We start from the raw sequence: 16,754 nt of genomic DNA, 5'->3' as shown, positions 1-16,754 counted from the left end.
GCAGGCCTGGTGAGCGAGATCGCGCCGCGCTTCGTCATCGCCCAATCCTGGTGGATCGCGAGCGAGATCGTCCGCCGTCACCCTGAGCTGCGGCTGATCGAGACACACCCGGGCGGAGGCCTCTACGACTGCCTGACCATCGTCGGCCCAGGACCGCATCCGGCGAGTCTCATCCAACTGAACCGACAAGGGCGGATCCACGTGTCGGCGCGAGCGGAATTCGAGCCGATCGAATGGCAAGAGGTGCTGCGCTCCGCCGACGCCCACGACGTCGTCCGCCGACTCGAGGCCGGCGCCGGGTTCAGGTCGCCGACGACCACGCCCGCCAGCACGCCCGCCGTTCTCGGATACCGGGTGATCAGTCGTGTGCTGAGCTCACTCGTGAACGACAAGCGCCAATGGGACGCCCGCAACGGGCAGCTGGACTCCGCCGACGGCGCCTTCGAACCCAACCCTCAGCTCCAGCAGTTCCCGACCGTTCGCGAAGCGGCTTCCCAGAGGCGTGCCGACGACATACTCGGCCAGCCCCACTACCGGTTCTGGGTACTCAGCGGAGACGCCGAGCCCTTGGCTGTCGTCGACTCAGATGGAGGCCTGCACCTCCGGGATCGACCGCATGTTCGGCTACCGCGTCTGTATCGCGAGAGCGGGCGCTCGTTGACGGCCCTCATCGCGTCCGTATTCGGCAGTTTTTTGCCGTGACGTCCGGGCGGTTCCGTTTAGCACCGCGGTGGCTGGCGCCGACACTCGGACTTGGAGAAGGCCAAGACCCCCTGGGTCTGCAGACGACGACTCTGGAGCTGTCTCGCACGGCTCGGTACTTCGCGTGACACGCCTTCAGCGTAAGAAAGAAGTAAGTAGGAGAGGGAGTCATGAACGACAGGCTGTCCCGTCAGGGATCCGGGCAAAGCGCGGCAAGTCGACTTGCTGATGTGCTTCAAAGGGTCACCCGGCAGCAACCCGGAGACTTCACTGGGGTCGGACTCGATGAAGAGAGCAACGTGGTCATCTCGCCTGACCTGTGCTGGGTTCAGCACCAACTTGCAATGGAAGTCTTGCCGCGCTGCTTCGCAGTCGAGGATGGATACCCGGTCGACGAGGACTGCGCGATGCCAGACGCCATCTGCCACCGATGTGCGAAGGAAGGGCGACGCCTCGTTGATGTCCAATGGACTGACGGATGATCGCGCCCGGCAGCCTCGCTGTCCGCGGCGGGCGGCCCGACCCCGACAGCTGGCCGACACCTACGCCGGCTGGCCGCGAGGGACCGTCCCGCACCCGGACGACCCAGGCGTCCTTGCTCGCGGCCGGGGCGCTGCGCCCCGGCGTCGCCGACGCCGTCCACCGTTCATGACGAGCTGGGCCGCCGCCGGCGGCCGTGCACTAGCTTGATCAGCTGAACGAACCAAGCCGAGCGCAGGTCAAGGAAGGACCGCCAATGCCGATCTTCGAGCTCGAGGAGAAGACGCTGGTCCCGTTCCGCCAGCAGGCGATCGGAGCCGGTGTCTACGAGGCCGAGATCGAGGATCTGCTCTGGGACAACCTCGAGGAGCTCACCGGCGACAACCTCTTCCGGGTCGCACGCCAGCCCGTCCTCCCCCTGGGTCGGCCCGACGTGATCGCGCTCGATCCGACCGGTCGGGTCGTCGTGATCGAGGTCAAGCGCGACGTCGATCGGAACCAGCTGGCGCAGGCTCTCGAGTACGCAGGCTGGGCCCGTAACGTCGGGCTCGACGAGCTCGCGCAGCGGTACCACGGCGGCCCGCAGAGCTTCTGGGAAGACTGGATGGAGTTCACCGACTCCGAGGTCCCCCGGCTCATCGTCCGCGATCCGCGGTTGGTGCTCGTGGCGCGGAACTTCGAACCACGAACGTATGAGGCGCTCGAGTTCCTGCTCCAGCACAACCTTCCGATCAAGTTGCTGAAGCTGGCCTTCTACATCGACGACGCCGAGGGCGGTCGGCGCTTCCTCAACGTGGAGTGGGAGAGCGAACCCGAGGTGTCGGCGCCGGTCCTCCCGGCAGCGGCACCTGCTGCATCTGCGGTTCTTGTGGTGGCGGCGGAGCCGGGGACCAGGGACTTCCGGGAGGTGACACTCACAGAGGTGGCCGAGAGCGTCAGCACCCCGGCTCAGCTGATCTGGAACCGCCCGAAGAAGGGGGAGAAGCACGAGGCGACGCTGCTGGCCAACGGGAAGATCCGGTTGAGCGACGGGCGCGAGTTCGGCTCCCCCTCCGGGGCGGCGATGGGCGCAGCCGACGTGGTGTCCTACGACGGCTGGTACGCCTGGCGGCTGGCGACGGATGGACGCACCCTCAACCAGATTCGCCAGGCGATCGCGCATCCGGCGACGCCGGGCGACAACGGCTCGGGCACGTTGCACGGTCCGGACCTTCAACTCAACTTTGCGAACTGACCGAGAGCGGGAAGGATTCCAATCCCAGCATGTCGGCCATGGCGAAGTGGACTGAATTGGCACCTCGGCTCAGATGGGGCGCGAGTGCTCGCCGCGTGGTGACGTGCGACGGAAGAGTCGCGCCGGCTTACCAACGGCCCCGCGGCTGAGGCCGCCGGTCTCGTCCAGGTACTGCACCATGTGTCGTCGGAAGGTGTCCTTCTGCCACGGCCGCCCGAGCACCGCCTCGTGCACCCGCTGTAGCTCCAGCAGCGTGAACTCCTCGCCGATCAGACGCCTCGGGTCCGGCCGCTCCCGATAGGCGTCCCGTGCCCACTTGACGGCGGTCTCAACGATCTCGTCGTGGTCGAAGGCAAGTCCGTTCTGCCCGTCCGGGAGGACCGGCCGCCGAGTCGCGCTGTCGACCCGCCGGAGCGTCCCGGTCGTTCCTTCCAGCCGGTCGGACGGAACGAGGTCGACATGGGCCACGCTCATGACCCGCCCCCGGTCATCCCGGTCCACCGCGTCAAACACGCGGAGCTGTTGCGGCTCCTGCCCCGTCACCCCGACCTTCTTCCGCAGCGCCCGTAGCGCCGCGACCCGCAGCGTCTCGTCGACCTGTACGAACGTCCCTGGCAGCGACCACCGCCCGGTCTCGTACTGCTCCTCGCGCTCGTGCAGCAGCACCGCGAGCCGCCCGTCCTCGGTGACCGTCAGCAGGGCCACGTCCACGGCGATGGAGGGGTGGGGGTAGTCGGCCAGGGTCCGGCTCAAGGAGTCGCGCCACGTCACACTCGACAAGTTAGCGCACATGTGCTCTTATTTGTTAGCGCGCAGATGCGCTAACTAGGGGAGTGTGTGATGGAGCTAGCGGACGTGCATGTGGGCAACCCGGTTGTGCGCGGGGCGTTGACGGTGTTCCCCGTGTTCAACGGGGCGGCGGTGGAGAAGCGCGGTTACGACCTGCACGCCCCGTCGATCGAGGTGACGGAGCGGGCCGGGTCGCCGGTCGTGGGGGAGCTCGTCGTGACGAACGCGGGCGCCCGGCCCGCGCTCGTGCTGGAGGGGGAGCTGCTCGAGGGCGGCTGGCAGCACCGGGTCGCGGCACGGTCGGTTGTCGTGGACCCGGGCGCGTCGGTCGTGCTCGAGGTGCGGTGCGTGGAACATGGGCGGTGGCACGGCGCCGGCAAGCACGTCCGGAGTGGACGGCGAGCCCCGGTCCAGGTGCGGGCCGCGGCCGGTCAGCACGAGGTGTGGGAACGGGTGCGCCGTTACGGCCAGAGCGAGACCGAGTCGCTCCTGGAGACCACGCGCAGCGTTGACGACGCGGCGGCGGCGCTCGTGCGGGGACTGCGGCCGCTGCGGCACCAGAGCGGCGTGCTGATCGGCGTCGGCGGCCAGCCGCTGCTGCTCGAGGTCTTCGACTCGCCGCAGACGCTGGCCGAGGTGTGGGACGGGCTGTTGCATGCCGCCGCGGTCGATGCCGTGCCCGCGCCGCCGGTCGAGACGCCGGGCCGCCGGGCTCGGCGCTTCGTGCAGCGGGTCAAGACCGTTCCGCTCACTGCAACCGACCGGGAGCGCGCCGGCGGTGCGACCCCGTACGCACAGGTGTCGGTCCTGGGCTGGCGGGGCCGGGCCGTGCAGACCGTGGCGATCAACCCGCGGCACGAACTGGTGACGGCATGAGCGGGGTGAACCTGGACCGCGCGGTCGGCGTCCTGGTCGGCGCCGCCGCGGGCGACGCCGTCGGCGTGCCCTACGAGTACGGCAGTCGTCCGCTGCCGTGGCCCGGCGAGGAGGCCCGGATGCTGGGCGGCGGGCTCGGCGGCTACGCCCCGGGGCAGTGGAGCGACGACACCGAGATGGCGTGCGTCATCGCCGAGGTGGCCGCGACGGGCGCCGACCTGCGCGAAGATGTGGCGCTGGACCGCATCGCCGCCGGCTTCCTGCGCTGGTATGCCGACGGCCCGGCCGACGCCGGCATTCAGACTCGCGCCGTCCTCAGGGCGCTGCGTGGCACGGCCGAGGTGGGCGCGGCGGCCCGGATGCGGACGCGGGCTGCCGAGTTGCACGCGCACACCGGGCGGACCGCGGGCAACGGGTCGCTGATGCGCACCGGCCCCGTCGCGCTCGCGCACCTCGGCGATTCGGAGGCGATCGCGCGGGCGGCCCGCGCGGTGAGCGGCCTGACCCACCATGATCCGCAGGCGGGCGATGCGTGCGTGCTGTGGTGCCTGGCGATCGACCACGCGGTGCGGACGGGTGAGCTCGACGTGCGGGTCGGGCTCGGGTACGTCGGGCCGGAGTGGGCTGCGCTCCTCGACGAGGCGGAGCGCTCCACGCCGGATCGGTTCGCGGCGAGCAACGGCTGGGTGGTCGCGGCGCTGCAGGCGGCGTGGTCGGCGGTCGCGCACGCCAACGGCCTGGAGGAAGGAATACAGGCCGCGGTGCGCGGCGGCGGGGACACCGTCGCGGCGATCGCCGGCGCGCTGCTCGGCGCCCGGTACGGCGGCAGCGCGGCGCCGGCGCGCTGGCGGCGGATGCTCCAGGGTTGGCCGGGACTGCGGGCGCGCGACCTGACCCGGCTCGCCGTGCTCGCCGCCCGCCGCGGCCGCCCGGACGGCGACGGCTGGCCGAGCGCCCCGACCGTCCCGAGCTACGGCGGCTCGGCGAAGTGGACGGTCCCGCACCCCGACGACCCGGGAGTGCTGCTCGGCGCGGTCGGCGCCCTGCGGCCCGGCGTCGCCGACGCGGTCGTCAGCCTGTGCCGGCTCGGCGCCGGGGAAGCGCCATTGGCCGGCGTGCCTGCGTCCGACCACATCGAGGTCTGGATCATCGACCGTGACGACGCGAACCTCGACCTGCCGGGCGTGCTCGCCGACACCGCCTCCGTGGTCCGGGACCTGCGCGCCGAGGGCAAGACGGTGCTGGTGCACTGTGCGTTCGCCGAGACGCGCACTCCCGTGGTCGCTGCGGCGTACGGCGCGCTCATCACGGGGTCGACGCGGGAGACCGCGCTGCGGCGGGTCCGCGCCGTGCTGCCGTCGGCCCGTCCGCGCCCGTCGATCGTCGCCAGGTTACTCGCGACGACCCAGTGAGCGGAGCAGGGCCTCGACCTCCGTCCACGCAGGCGTATCCCGCTCGTCCGCGCCGGCCTCGGCCGCGAGATCGAGCAGACGCTCGCGGAGCCGCTGCTCGGGCGCGGTGAGCCGGTGGCGGTAGCGGCCGTCGAGGAAGAACGACAAGCCCTGGTCGGCGTATGCGAGCAGGCAGTCGAGGACGATCTCCAGTCGGCGTGCCTGGTGCGAGACGTCCTCTCCCCCGACGGCCACCAGCTTCAGGTCGCGGCCCCACATCCGCTTCTGTAGCGCACTCGACGAGAGCATCACGGCCGTGCCGAGCGTGTTCCCACGACGATCGGCGGGCGGAAGCACTTCGCGGACGTCGTGCATCAGCTCGTGGAAGTGGTCGTCCACGAGCCCAAATCCGACGAACAACAGGTGACGGGTCAGCAGCATCGCCTTCGCCAGCGCGGAGAGCGCCTCGCGACCCCGTCCGTAGCCGAGGTAGTCCTCGCGAGTGAGCACGATCGTCTCGGGACGAGCCACCGTGCCGTGCAGCTTGAGCAGCCAGCGTCCATCGGGGCCAACTGTCTCCTCCGGCAGCACCGCCGGCCTGCGCCCGATATCCGAGGCGGCAGTCTCGTAGAGCTCGTCGTAGTTGAGGGTGACCGCCTCGCGGATGGGGAGGCCCGCGAGAAGCGCCGGCGCGAGGCCGTACCGCTCGGCTCGGGTGCGGTCGGCGACCGCGCGCTCGAACGCTGCACGGTCCGGATGCAAATGACGCAGTACGTGTGCCTGGTCGAGCACATCGAGCCGCTCGAAGTCTCTGCGCTCATCGGCAGGCAAGCGTCCGTCGGCGAGCGCCGCGACCAGGTCGCTCCACAGCGGCAGGCCGGCGGTCGCCGAGACCCCGGCGCCGATGAACGGCACCAGGCGACCGGCGCGCGCATGCTGGGCCAGGGCCCGCGCGCGGATGACCAGCTCCTCGTCGAGCTCTCGCCAAGCCTGCGGCGAGGCACGGCGAATCGCGTGCGCCTGGGCGAGGTCCGGCGCCTCGCGGAGGACGAGTGCGACGTCGACGCGCTCCTCACACGAGACGAGCCCTGCGATGTCAAGGATCTGCTGGATGAGCTGCCCGCGAAACTGATCGCCACCGCCGCCCGACGAGCCGAACAACGGCAGCGCGACCAGCGGCAGCGCGCGGCGGGCGGTCGGAACGCGAAGCCCGACACGGGTGCGAGCGGCGACAGCGGCGGCGCGCAGGGCCTCCGTCAATGGGACAGCGATCTCCTCTGCTTCCGTGACACCTCCGTACGGGACGGCCACCAGCACCGGCTGCGGACTCGTCACCGGCCAGTCAGGCAGCACCAGCGCGCGAGACTTCTCCATGCGGAAGTCGTCCGCGGCGGCGCCCAGTGCAGTGATCCGCTCATCGAGGTCCGGGACGCTCGGTCGCCACCACGGCCGGACGTCGAAGGTCTTGTCGGTCGGGAGCAGCCAAGCGTCGGAGGCGAGGTGGGTGAGGTCGCCGGGCACGACGAAGACGTGGGGGTGAGGACCGGCGCCGGCGCCGGGTTCCTTGACTGCCTCGACGGCAGCCGGCGCCGGACGCCGCGCGACGGAGACCTCTGCCGCCTCCGCGGCCGCGATCGCCCACGGCTCCGCCCAGATCGCGTTGCCCTGCTGTGCGATCTGAGCCCGGAAGATCACGCCCTCCACGACGTCCATCGCAAGGTCGAGCTCCGTCGCCCAGCTCTGCAGGACGTCGAGGTACCGGGCGTACTCCGGGACGGACCAGGAGTCGCTCAGCTGCACGTTCGTCTGTGCGGCGAACCACTCCCGGACCGCCGAATCCAGGACAGGTGCGGTGCGGCCGTCGTGCCGGTCGGCCACCGCGCGGGTGCAGAAGTAGAGGTACTTCGTCCCGAACGCCGGCCCGAGGAACCGGAGCGGTCGGTCGGCCAGGCAGCGAAACGCGGCCAGGGGCCCCTCGTTCCGCGCGGTCTCGGCGCAGGCGAGAAGCCGTACCGGGGCGTCGGGATTCTGATCGACCACGCGCCGCGCCCGGAAGGGCCCGTACCCGATCGGCCCGTAGCCCCAGATCATGGCGGCGATGAACGCCCCGACCGCGCTGTGCTCGTCCCGCGTCCGGGCGGCGACAGCGGCCGCCTCGGCGCGATTCATCTGCTCCGGCAGCGACGCCAGGAGGCCGCTCAGCTCGGGGAAGGCGCGCAGCCAGGACTCGCGGGGCCAGCGCACGCTCTGCTGGTCGGGCTGCCCGGCTTGTCGCCAGTGGTCGATCGCGGACCGAAGCGCGGTCGGAATCGAGTGGGGAGCGGACACCTCGGCGAGCCTATGAGTACAGGGCAAGAAGCTGTGGCACGACACGATCGAGCGACGCTTGCTGCAGGCCGTGCGCGGCAGCCGAAAGAGTGGCGAAATGCCGATCCCGCCACCCCGGTGGCGTACACGTGCTGTGGACACGCCGCCCAAGATTCAAAACGCCTCTAACCTTCGGAGATCAGCGGACGAGGGAACCCGTCAGGTTGTGGGTTCGAACCCCACCCGTCCAGTAGAAATGCCTGTTAGAGGCCGGTTCTCCGGCCCTCCAGTTCATCAAACAAGATCGTTTCCCCATCAGATCCCGTTCAGCTGCGGGACGTCTCCTCCGCACTGGAGGGGGTGGGGGTCACTCGCCTTCGGCTTCGCCCTGCCCGGAGCGGTCGCGCGGGAGCGCGTTGATCTGCTGCCGCAGCTTCTCGACGTCCCACCGGAACTGCCCGGTCGGCAGTGTCAGGTCCGGGGTGATCCAGCCGCGCTCCACGTAGCGCGCCAACGTCCTTGGGTTCAGCCCAAGTAGCCGGGCGGCCTCTCCCGTCGACACCAGCGGTTCTTGCACGTCAGTGACGCTATGTCAGCCAAAGCCTCACTTGCTCGGACCTGTCTTGAATCGGCGCCGGAGTACGTTAAAGTCGCTCAGGTGACACGCCCCAGGGGGAGCTGGACGTCCTTCGTCGAGGAGTTGGCGACGCGGCGGGACATGATCGAGCGGCTGATGGCGGACCACCTGCCGAACGACGACGGGCTGTGCGTCGAGTGCACGACCCCCGGCCGCGGGACGCCACAGACGGCGTGGCCGTGTTCGCTGTGGACCCTGGCCGATGCGGCGCGCCAGGTCCGAGTGAAGCGAAAGACGCGAGCTTGCTGAGGCCGACGAAGTCGGCAAGATCGAGTCAAGTCTGGTTCATTCGGCGAGTCCGGCGATGGACTCCCCGATCGGGAGTACGGCGGTGTAGCTGACAGGATCAGGCACGCAGGATCTCGGTCAGAGTCGATCTTTAGGCGGACCGCCTCTTCTGCCGAGGTCCTGCACCCAGCCTGATCAACCCATCGCCCCTCGGCGTGTGGCCGCCCCCGCCGCCCAGCCCCGCTACTGGGAAAGGCTCCCTGTGCCGCAGACTCACATAGGGGAATTGACGTGATCAACCCGGACGCCTCGACCGGCGACCGCGGTCCGTGGGTGCGGCATCTGCCGATGGCGTGGCGGACGATCGCTGACCCGGGGAGTCCGGAGGCACTACCGACGCGACCGCGACCCGCTGATCACGACGACGTGATCGCGTGGTGGTCGCCGGTGCTCCAGGTGCTTCTGTTCGGATGCGGGTGGCCTCGGCCGGATCTCGGTCTGGCCCGGTGGCTCGATGCGGGCAGGCCGAGTACGGACGCCCGCCTGGCCCTCGTCGACCGATGGTGGGGCGCGGACGTCGTGGAGCTCGTGGCGTGGAGCCCGGGCCTGTCTTTCCCCAAGATCGTGGAGCGGGTGGCTGTCGAGACGGTGCCTGGCGTGACGCTCCAGCCGCTTCCCGCGGAGTGGATCAACAAGCTCAACCGGGCGGCGGGTTGGGATGGCCAGCTGGACGGTTGGGGGAACGACTCCATGCACCTGCAGATGCACGTGATCACTCCGGTCGCGGGTACTGCGTCGCATCGCTTCGTGGCCGGACTGCCGCGGCTGCCGAGCGAGCCGGGCCGAGGCGTTCTGCTGCTCGATGAGTACCTCGGGTGGTACGCCACCCTGTACCGCGTCGGTGACGCGCTGCCGCCAACTCCATCCGGGAGGTCGTGGCAGATAGACGTGGTGTGCAGGCCATTGGGCTGGCTCGGCACCTACCGAAAGTCCCGCCTCTCGGGTCGGTGGTTCGCCGGTCGTCACCGCTGGCACGAACTGGGTTGTCCTTGATCGGCACCACTTTCGGTCGACCGCCGTATGCCACCCTGCGCCTCGCCGGGGTCGCACGGCAGGATGAGGCGCTATGTCACAGCCGGAACCGATCCGTTGCCCGGGTTGCCGCGCGCGGACGGGCATTGCGATCGAGTACGGCCGCCCCGATGACGTCCGATACCAGCTGGCCCAGCAGGGTGACGTCGTGGTCGCCGGGTGGTTGATGCCCGAGTCCGCTCCGACCACGCGCTGCACCGCGTGCGGGCGAGAGTGGACGGCCGGGCGGACGCGCCGCGGCATTCACACGGTGCACCCCGAGAACCTGACGCCCCGAGAGTACGACGAGGCGATGCGATTGCTCCACCAGCGGACGGAATTGGCCGAAGCTGTCTGCGAGGCCCTGCTGGCTACGCCGGACGACTACGACACCGACGGCCCACGGTCGGCCTACCGGACGTTGTACGACTGGGTCGAGCAGCACGTCGAGCCGCCCCTGCAATGGGGCGTGCGATCGGGTATGGACGACATGATCGTGCCCGCGAATCGCGGTCACGTCGCCGATCTGTTGAGCGCGGCCAACGACGTCTGCGGGTCACTGGAGCTGCTGTGGACGGCGTCGCTGCTCGACTACGACCGCGACATCGCCGACATCACGGCGGGGCTGCAGAAGTATCGGCGATGCCTGACCCTCGAACCCGAGCCATTCGACGCCGACGAGGACGAGCTTGACGAGGACGAGGACGAGGACGAGGACGACGAGTTCCAGCGGATGCTCGCCGATGGCACGGGGCAGGACCCAGACCCCGACGACGGGTGGGACGAGGTCGCGGAGATCGCTGACGCGGTGTTCGACGTCTGGGTGGTCGGGTCGGAGACCGCGTGGGCCCGCTACGCCTGGGGTGCGCTGCGTCGGGCCGGTCTCACGCGATTCGAGACCCAGGTGCAGCGAGCGCGCGTCGTCTGTCGGTTGATCGCACTGCGCGTGGCGTACCACGAGTTCTGCGTTCGTGCCTTCGACCAGGGCTACGCGGGGGCGTGGCCGGTCGACGACGCCACTGCCCTCGGTGAGTATCCGCGGATCGATTCGTTCGTCCTCGGGCTGCTGGCCGGCACGGACGGCGTCGACGCCGACGAGCAGATCGACTACGTGTTCGAGGAGGGCGCGGAGGTGTACGCGTTCCGTGAGCTGGTGCGCTCCGAGTATCCCGCCGTGGTGTGCGCGTTGAAGGCCGACCTGGGGCTGGCCCGGCTCTTCGCATCGCTCTGGGCGTCGTCGCAGGACGAGGTGCGCTACCCGCTGTCCGACGCCGCAATGGGCTGGGCGGTGAACACCGGCATCAATGGCGAGAAGCTCACGGCGTACCAGTGGATCGATGAGGGAATGCCGCTCTGACTGATACCGGTCGGCCGGGCGGCATCCTGCCGCCGAATCGCAGCTGACCGCGAGGGCATGGATCCTCAGCTGGGCTCGAATCCCGAGTCCGAGAACTTGAGCACGGTCGCGTTCTCTCGGACAGTGCGAATCTTGGCCTCGTCGAAGCCTCCGGGCGCACGGGCAGTGATTTTTGACTCGCAGTTCGAGTCGTACGCCTTCGACAGCCGCCAATTGGGCGAGGACCTCTTTGGAGTGTTCCCGATCTCAGCATGCATCGACGAGGCCCAGCTCGCTCTTCCCCGATCCCGCCATTGCGACTGCAGGCCTCGGTTAGGTTCCGGTCGCCGTCCGGGTCCCCCCGCCGTGTCGAGTGAGCCGTGGCCGCGTCCGGATTTTGACCATGCGCTCGCTGAAGGTGGCGTCCGTACTCTTGCTCGCCCAGAGGTAGGCCTCACCTGGCTTCAGCTCGGCAAGGCGGTCCGCAGTCACGGTGGACAATGCCGCGTTGGCCTTCTGGAGATGTCTGAGCCACGCTGGGGAGGTGAACTTGTGCACGATGATGTGATCGGACAGCTCGATCAGCGAGACCGGTACCGACGGCGGATCCTGGCTCGCGACGAGCACGCTCATCCCCTTATGTCGCATCTCGCGGACGCTCTCCACCAGTCCCTTGACCAGGTCCGGGCTCTCGATGTACTTGTGCGCCTCGTCGAATACCACCAGCTTGTTGAATCCTCCTGCGTCGCCACGTGCGTCGGCGAATAGCTGCATCAGGACCACGAACAGCCCGAGCGCCTCGTCCTTTTCGATCAGTTCGTCGCGGAGGTCGACGATGATGAGTCGGCCGGGGACGATCAGATCACCGATGCGGGCGCCATCGTCGATGTAGTCCCCCGCCAGGTCGAGGCGCTGCAATGCGAGCTGCTTGATGTGATCGGTCATGGACGAGGCCTCGACCGCGGATCGGATCACGTCGAGGCGTAGGTCGTCGCGGTGCGACTTCATGATGCGGTTGAGCTGCCGGACATAGGTGGCCTGATTCCCGACCGCGCCCATGAGGAACTTCCAGTGCGCGGCCTGCAGCTCGGAGGAGCTGAAGGTCAGGGCTCGGACGTCGAGGCCCGGGTACTCCTCGCGTCGCCGGTCACACTGGTCGCGGGGGGCGAGGAGTACGACGTCATCGAGTGCCTGCGGCTCGATACCGAACCGCTCGCGCAGCCTGGCGACAGCGGCGGTGTCGTCGTTGGGCGCGTTCATGCTGGTGAACTCGGGGGCGTAGTCCTGGGTGGCGCTGTAGTGGAACACGATCGTCGCCAACGGATGGGCAAGCCGGTTGAGCGGGGCTGCGGGCATGGTGGCCGCTTCGATGACCGTGCCCAGCGTGTAGCTCTTTCCGCCGCCCTGCACGCCGAACAGGCTCACGGTGTGGGTCTCGTTGAGGTCCATCGCGACGAGCTTGTCGGGGGCAGTCTCGCCGATGATCCCGAACTGTGGGGTCGGCCTCGAGGTTCCCACGATGATGTCCGGCTCGTACGCGGCCGCATGCTGATCGGCCGAGTCCGGCTGCGACCGGGCTTGATCCGCCTCGGCCTGCCCTGTCGGCGGGGCAGGCTGTGTTGATCGCTCAGTCGGGTCGGGACGGACTGCGGGTGCGCGGTCCGGGACGTCGTCGATCGGACCGGCGGCCCCCTCTGACGGCGTGTCTACGGGAGAGGAAGCCGGAGGGCGTGGTGGGTTCGCCTCGAACGCCGCGCGCGGACGTCGGACGAGATCCATCGGCGATCCCGCATCGGCCGGCTGTGATGTCGGGTCGATCGCCCGCCCGAACGGCCCGGTCGGCACCCCGTCAAGAAGCTCCTGGATCACGTCGCGGCCGATGCGGGTGAACTCGATCCCGCCGTCGACTTCGGTCTCCGAGCTGCGGCCGGTCAGGTCGAAGATCAGCGCTGAGCGGGTGAACTGCAACTGGTAGCCGCCGTCCAACGAGTCCAGCAGCGTTCCCGCGCTCGCCCCGGCAGCGGCGGTGACGACATCGTGGCGCAGCGCCCTGTCGAGGTAGAACCTCAACAGGCTGGCCAACTGGTAGTTCTTCGCGACCCGATCCGGACGCACGATGGTCGGATCGAAATGCGTGCCGAGCACTTCGGCGCTGCGCGTCAACTGGGTGCGGATGTCGTCCTTCAGCCGCTGGTACCCGGACACGCTCGCCTCGGACGTGTAGCACTTCACCTCGACGAGCCGGCAGGTGAGAACACGGGCGGTCGGGTCCAGGTCGAACAGCGCGAGATCGGTCCTGCGGAGGTTGCCCGCTGCAGTGTCGGTGGTCCGGCGCACCTCGTCGTAGAGGTCGAGGTGAGCGTCCAGCGGAACCAGCACCTGGTTGGCCAGCACCCCGTGGCGTTCGAGGTAGAGGCGGGCCAGGGCCAGCCCGAGTACCTCGGTGCGCTGGTTGGGCGCCAGGGACGCGATCTTGAAGGCGAGCCGACCGGACAGCAGCCGGAGCTGGTCGAAGAACGTGCGGACGTGCCTGGCGGGAACGTCGAGCCCACTGTCGCGGAGGATCGGCGTCAATAACGTCCGCAGCTCGTCGAGCGAACGTGAGCTGACGACCATGTGGTGCCCGAGTGCATTGCCGGTCTCCGGGGCGTAGTCGATCACGTAGTCGGGCCGCTGCGGTCTGCTGGGCGCGTCGAAGAACTCGATGCCCAGCGTCCGGTCGACCGTGATCACCCAGTCACTGCAGCGATGGGCGTGATCGAGCAGGCTGGAATCGTCCGCGGTGAGGGCAAGGGAGACCTCGGGCACGCGGTTGGCCACGAACTGGCCGGTGGCCAGGTCCGCCGCTACCGACGCCAGCGCGGCGGGCAATGTCGAGAGGACGTCGGTGATTTCCTCGGCTCCGTCCAGCTCCCACGCCACGCCTATGCGGGGGCGTTTACGCCAGATGGTCGGAGCGTCGGGGTCATCGGAGTACTCGACCAGCATCTCCTGGACCAGCCCGTGCACCGGGAGCAGCCGGCGCGGCTCGTCACGATCGACAGTGGTTGTGCCGATGTGTTCCGCGCTGAGAGCGTCGAAGAGCACGGTGACGTGCGCCGCGTCCTCCGTAGAGTCGTGGAATTCCGAACGGTCGCGTACCGCGACCGCGAGGTGCGCGAGGGCGTCCGGTCCGTCCAGCAGCTCGAGGACGGCGTCGGCGCTGCCCGGCGCCTCGGGATCGCCGACATAGAGCCGGAGGTCGAATTCGACCTCTGCGTAACCAGGGCGATCCCGGAGCAGTGTCACGGCCTGGGCGATTTCCTCGCCCCGGCCGATGTTGACGGCGTTGACCAGCAGCGTCCGGACGTAGGGGTGCTGGCGGAGGTACAACTCGAAACGGTCGGCGATCGCCGCTCCCGACCAGATGTCGCCGGAAGAATCCCACCCGGGTACCCCGAGCGCGGTCTGCAGCAGGGCCAGCAGACCCTGCGGATCGGCGGTCCCGTCGGGCAGGCACACCCCCCAGTACGGGGTGAGGTCGAACGCGGCCAGCGCGAGCTGGGCGGCAGGGCGCGGGACGACCAGTGGATGCCCCAGCGGCCGCAGCCTCGCGAGGGCGCGCCCGGCCGCCGCCGAGGTCGCGCGATCGGCCTCGGACGCCCACCGGTGTCCGATCACCGCCCATGCAGCGAGCCACAGGATGCGCAGCGGATGGGTCGGCGCCACCAGGACGATCTCGTAGGCGGTGTCGCGGTGGTCGGTGAGCGTCACGGTCACCGTGTCGATGCGGGCCAGGTCGGCCAGCGCGGTGACGGCGCCGACGTCAGAAGCGGCCCGGTGTTCGGCGAGTCCGTGGCGCTCGTCGAGGAGGGTGGCATAGGCGTCGACGTAGGAGACCACCTGGTCGATGGCGGGCAGCAGGTCACACCCCTCGACGACTGTCGGCTCCGACGTGTCGCCCGACGGGTTGGCGATCCGAGCGAACAACGCTGCCCGTGCAGCAAGGAAGGCGTCACGACGACCGGCGTCGACGTGGTCGGCCCAGCTGCCCGCCTCCAGGGTCGCGGCGCCGACGGAGCTCGCTGCATCGGTCACCGACAGAGCTAGCCCCCAATGGCCCGCGACTGCCGGATTCGTGATGATCCGCTGCTGCAGCTCCACGAGGTGGGCCGACAGCGTGACGTCGACGAGGCCGTCCGGCCCGAAGTCGCACACGAGCGTTCGGGGCCCCGTCGTGGCGGCCCCGCGCGGCGGATCCTGCCAGCGGGTGGACCGGTGACCCACCGACCCGGCGGACTTCCCCTCCGCGGCCGCGGAGAACTCAAACGCGCGGGCGGCCTGGGTGACGCCTGCTGCGCGATGCGCGCGCTGAGTGGGCGGTGGGCCGTCGTGGTCGCCGTCGGGCAGGACGTAGAAGCGCTCGCTCTCTTGGCTGGGGCGGCCCTCGGCGCCATCACGTTTCAGCCCGATCGGGAGCCCGTCGGAATCCAGCGGGGTGACCCGCACGTAGTGCCAGCCCTCCTCCAGCCCGGACTGGGTCAGCTTGCGCAGTTTGGCCTTGTAGCCCAGGCGGGCGGTGGAGCTGATCTTCATCGCGGTGGCGATCTCGGTGGGTGTCCCCGAGGAGGTATCTCCGTCGGTGTACTCGGCCATCAACTGAATGCGGAACCGAGCCAGGCCTGCGACCTGGTGCGGATCGCGGTCCAGTCGAAACGGCACGGTGATCTCACGCATCCCGCCGGCGCCGACCGGCAGGTAACGCTGACCGGTGATCCCGCGCAGTGCCGGGTTGGCCGTGTCCTGATAACCGTCACCGGCGACGGGAAGATCGATGTCGTCGACCTCGATGCCGATCTCGTCGTAGCTGGTGTCCTCCCTCAGCGACCAGTTGCCGAAGAAGAACCGCCAGTTCTCCCTTTCGGCCACGATGGACCGCGTCCAACGCAGCGGGTCGGACAGGCCGGTGCTTGAAGCGAACTCGGTGAGCTCGCGTCGGAACTCGGGGTCCGTGAGCCCGAGGCCGAGCACGCGCGCCCGGTCGGGCCGGGGGGAGTCGTCGAGGCGCCGGACGGTACGGAGGTTGTGCGCCGCGCGACTGGTGATCGAGCCGGTGAACAGTTCGGGGTCGGGCACCAGCCCCAGTTCGTGGACGGCCGCGCCTGCGGCACTGTGATCGTGGTCGTTTCGAGAGATCGTGAGCAGATACCGGCATCGAGCGCGACCGTCCGACACGGGCCATTTCTCGTCCCTGAGAACCGCGAACAGTTCCCGCACTCCGGCGGCCGTCTCTTCGGGAAGGTTGCTGAGCAGTTCTTCGGCCAGGGTCTCGTACACGGCGCCGAACGTGACTTGCTCGAACGTCGCCACGCCGAAGGAGTCCTCGGCGCTGGCCCGGGCACCGGGCGGGACGAACACGAGAAGCGGCGGTCTCAGCTCGTCACCGGCTGCGGGGTTACGCAGTTCGACGATCTTAGTGCTGGAGGCCGCGACATCCTCGGCGACGTCCGGATGCCGGCCGAGTACGTGCACCTGGGCGCCGGTGGAGGAGCGCAGCCGCCGACACAGCCGAGTGGCCAGTTCGACGTCGAGATCGTCGCACCTCATGCAGTGCCCCGGCCCGTGCCGTCCGATCAGCGAGGCGAGCCGCGGTGCGAGGTGCTCCTCCAGCGCGACGGCCAGCTCGTCGCCGGAGAGCAGGTGCAGGCCGGTGGTGATCGTCAT

At 69.4% G+C, this 16,754-nt stretch carries 11 protein-coding genes; 7 read left to right on the top strand and 4 right to left on the bottom strand.

Translation table 11 applies throughout. From position 1 onward, the window contains the following. Positions 1–9: 9 nt before the first annotated feature. Together ABD143_RS21860 and ABD143_RS21855 are read left to right on the top strand one after the other, a co-directional pair. Positions 10–702, top strand: a complete 693-nt coding sequence (locus tag ABD143_RS21860; protein ID WP_343981440.1) for a TY-Chap2 family putative peptide chaperone — start codon at positions 10–12, stop codon at positions 700–702. A gap of 736 nt (positions 703–1,438) precedes the next feature. After that, entirely contained in the window at positions 1,439–2,416 is a 978-nt protein-coding gene (locus tag ABD143_RS21855) for a restriction system modified-DNA reader domain-containing protein (protein WP_343981437.1), read from the top strand. A gap of 69 nt (positions 2,417–2,485) precedes the next feature. Here the strand turns inward: ABD143_RS21855 and ABD143_RS21850 are convergent, their stop codons facing one another. Continuing rightward, the gene (locus ABD143_RS21850; RefSeq protein WP_343981435.1) at positions 2,486–3,187 is read right to left on the bottom strand and encodes an NUDIX hydrolase; all 702 of its coding nucleotides are present in this window, start codon (positions 3,185–3,187) and stop codon (positions 2,486–2,488) included. 69 nt (positions 3,188–3,256) lie between these two features. Between ABD143_RS21850 and ABD143_RS21845 the strand changes: the two genes are divergently transcribed. Together ABD143_RS21845 and ABD143_RS21840 are read left to right on the top strand one after the other, a co-directional pair. Next, positions 3,257–4,081, top strand: coding sequence for an ARPP-1 family domain-containing protein (locus tag ABD143_RS21845; RefSeq protein ID WP_343981433.1), 825 nt, complete (start codon positions 3,257–3,259; stop codon positions 4,079–4,081). Further along, positions 4,078–5,493, top strand: a complete 1,416-nt coding sequence (locus ABD143_RS21840; RefSeq protein ID WP_343981430.1) for an ADP-ribosylglycohydrolase family protein — start codon at positions 4,078–4,080, stop codon at positions 5,491–5,493. Before ABD143_RS21845 ends, ABD143_RS21840 begins: the two co-directional genes overlap by 4 nt. Here ABD143_RS21840 and ABD143_RS21835 read toward each other — a convergent pair. Both ABD143_RS21835 and ABD143_RS21830 read right to left on the bottom strand, forming a co-directional pair. Beyond that, positions 5,473–7,800 carry an SIR2 family NAD-dependent protein deacylase gene (locus tag ABD143_RS21835; RefSeq protein WP_343981427.1) on the bottom strand — a complete coding sequence of 776 codons (2,328 nt, stop codon included), beginning with the start codon at positions 7,798–7,800 and terminating at the stop codon, positions 5,473–5,475. The genes ABD143_RS21840 and ABD143_RS21835 overlap by 21 nt on opposite strands. 346 nt (positions 7,801–8,146) lie before the next feature. After that, positions 8,147–8,356, bottom strand: a complete 210-nt coding sequence (locus tag ABD143_RS21830; protein WP_343981423.1) for a MerR family transcriptional regulator — start codon at positions 8,354–8,356, stop codon at positions 8,147–8,149. 81 nt (positions 8,357–8,437) lie between these two features. On the opposite strand from ABD143_RS21830, the gene ABD143_RS21825 reads away from it, so the two are divergent. From ABD143_RS21825 to ABD143_RS21815, 3 genes are all read left to right on the top strand, one after another. Continuing rightward, the gene (locus ABD143_RS21825; RefSeq protein WP_343981421.1) at positions 8,438–8,665 is read left to right on the top strand and encodes a hypothetical protein; all 228 of its coding nucleotides are present in this window, start codon (positions 8,438–8,440) and stop codon (positions 8,663–8,665) included. A 426-nt stretch (positions 8,666–9,091) separates the two neighbouring features. Beyond that, positions 9,092–9,697, top strand: a complete 606-nt coding sequence (locus ABD143_RS21820; RefSeq protein WP_343981418.1) for a hypothetical protein — start codon at positions 9,092–9,094, stop codon at positions 9,695–9,697. Between the two features lie 331 nt (positions 9,698–10,028). Continuing rightward, positions 10,029–11,072, top strand: coding sequence for a hypothetical protein (locus ABD143_RS21815; protein ID WP_343981415.1), 1,044 nt, complete (start codon positions 10,029–10,031; stop codon positions 11,070–11,072). A 312-nt stretch (positions 11,073–11,384) separates the two neighbouring features. On the opposite strand, the gene mads8 is transcribed toward ABD143_RS21815, so the two are convergent. Then, positions 11,385–16,754: a methylation-associated defense system ATP-binding protein MAD8 gene (gene mads8 / locus ABD143_RS21810; protein ID WP_343981412.1), complete on the bottom strand. Its 5,370-nt coding sequence runs from the start codon at positions 16,752–16,754 to the stop codon at positions 11,385–11,387.

Origin of the sequence: Pseudonocardia aurantiaca, from assembly GCF_039526725.1 — a bacterium.
GTDB classification, from domain to species: Bacteria; Actinomycetota; Actinomycetes; order Mycobacteriales; family Pseudonocardiaceae; genus Pseudonocardia; species Pseudonocardia aurantiaca.
This window is presented reverse-complemented; position numbering and strand designations above follow the sequence as displayed.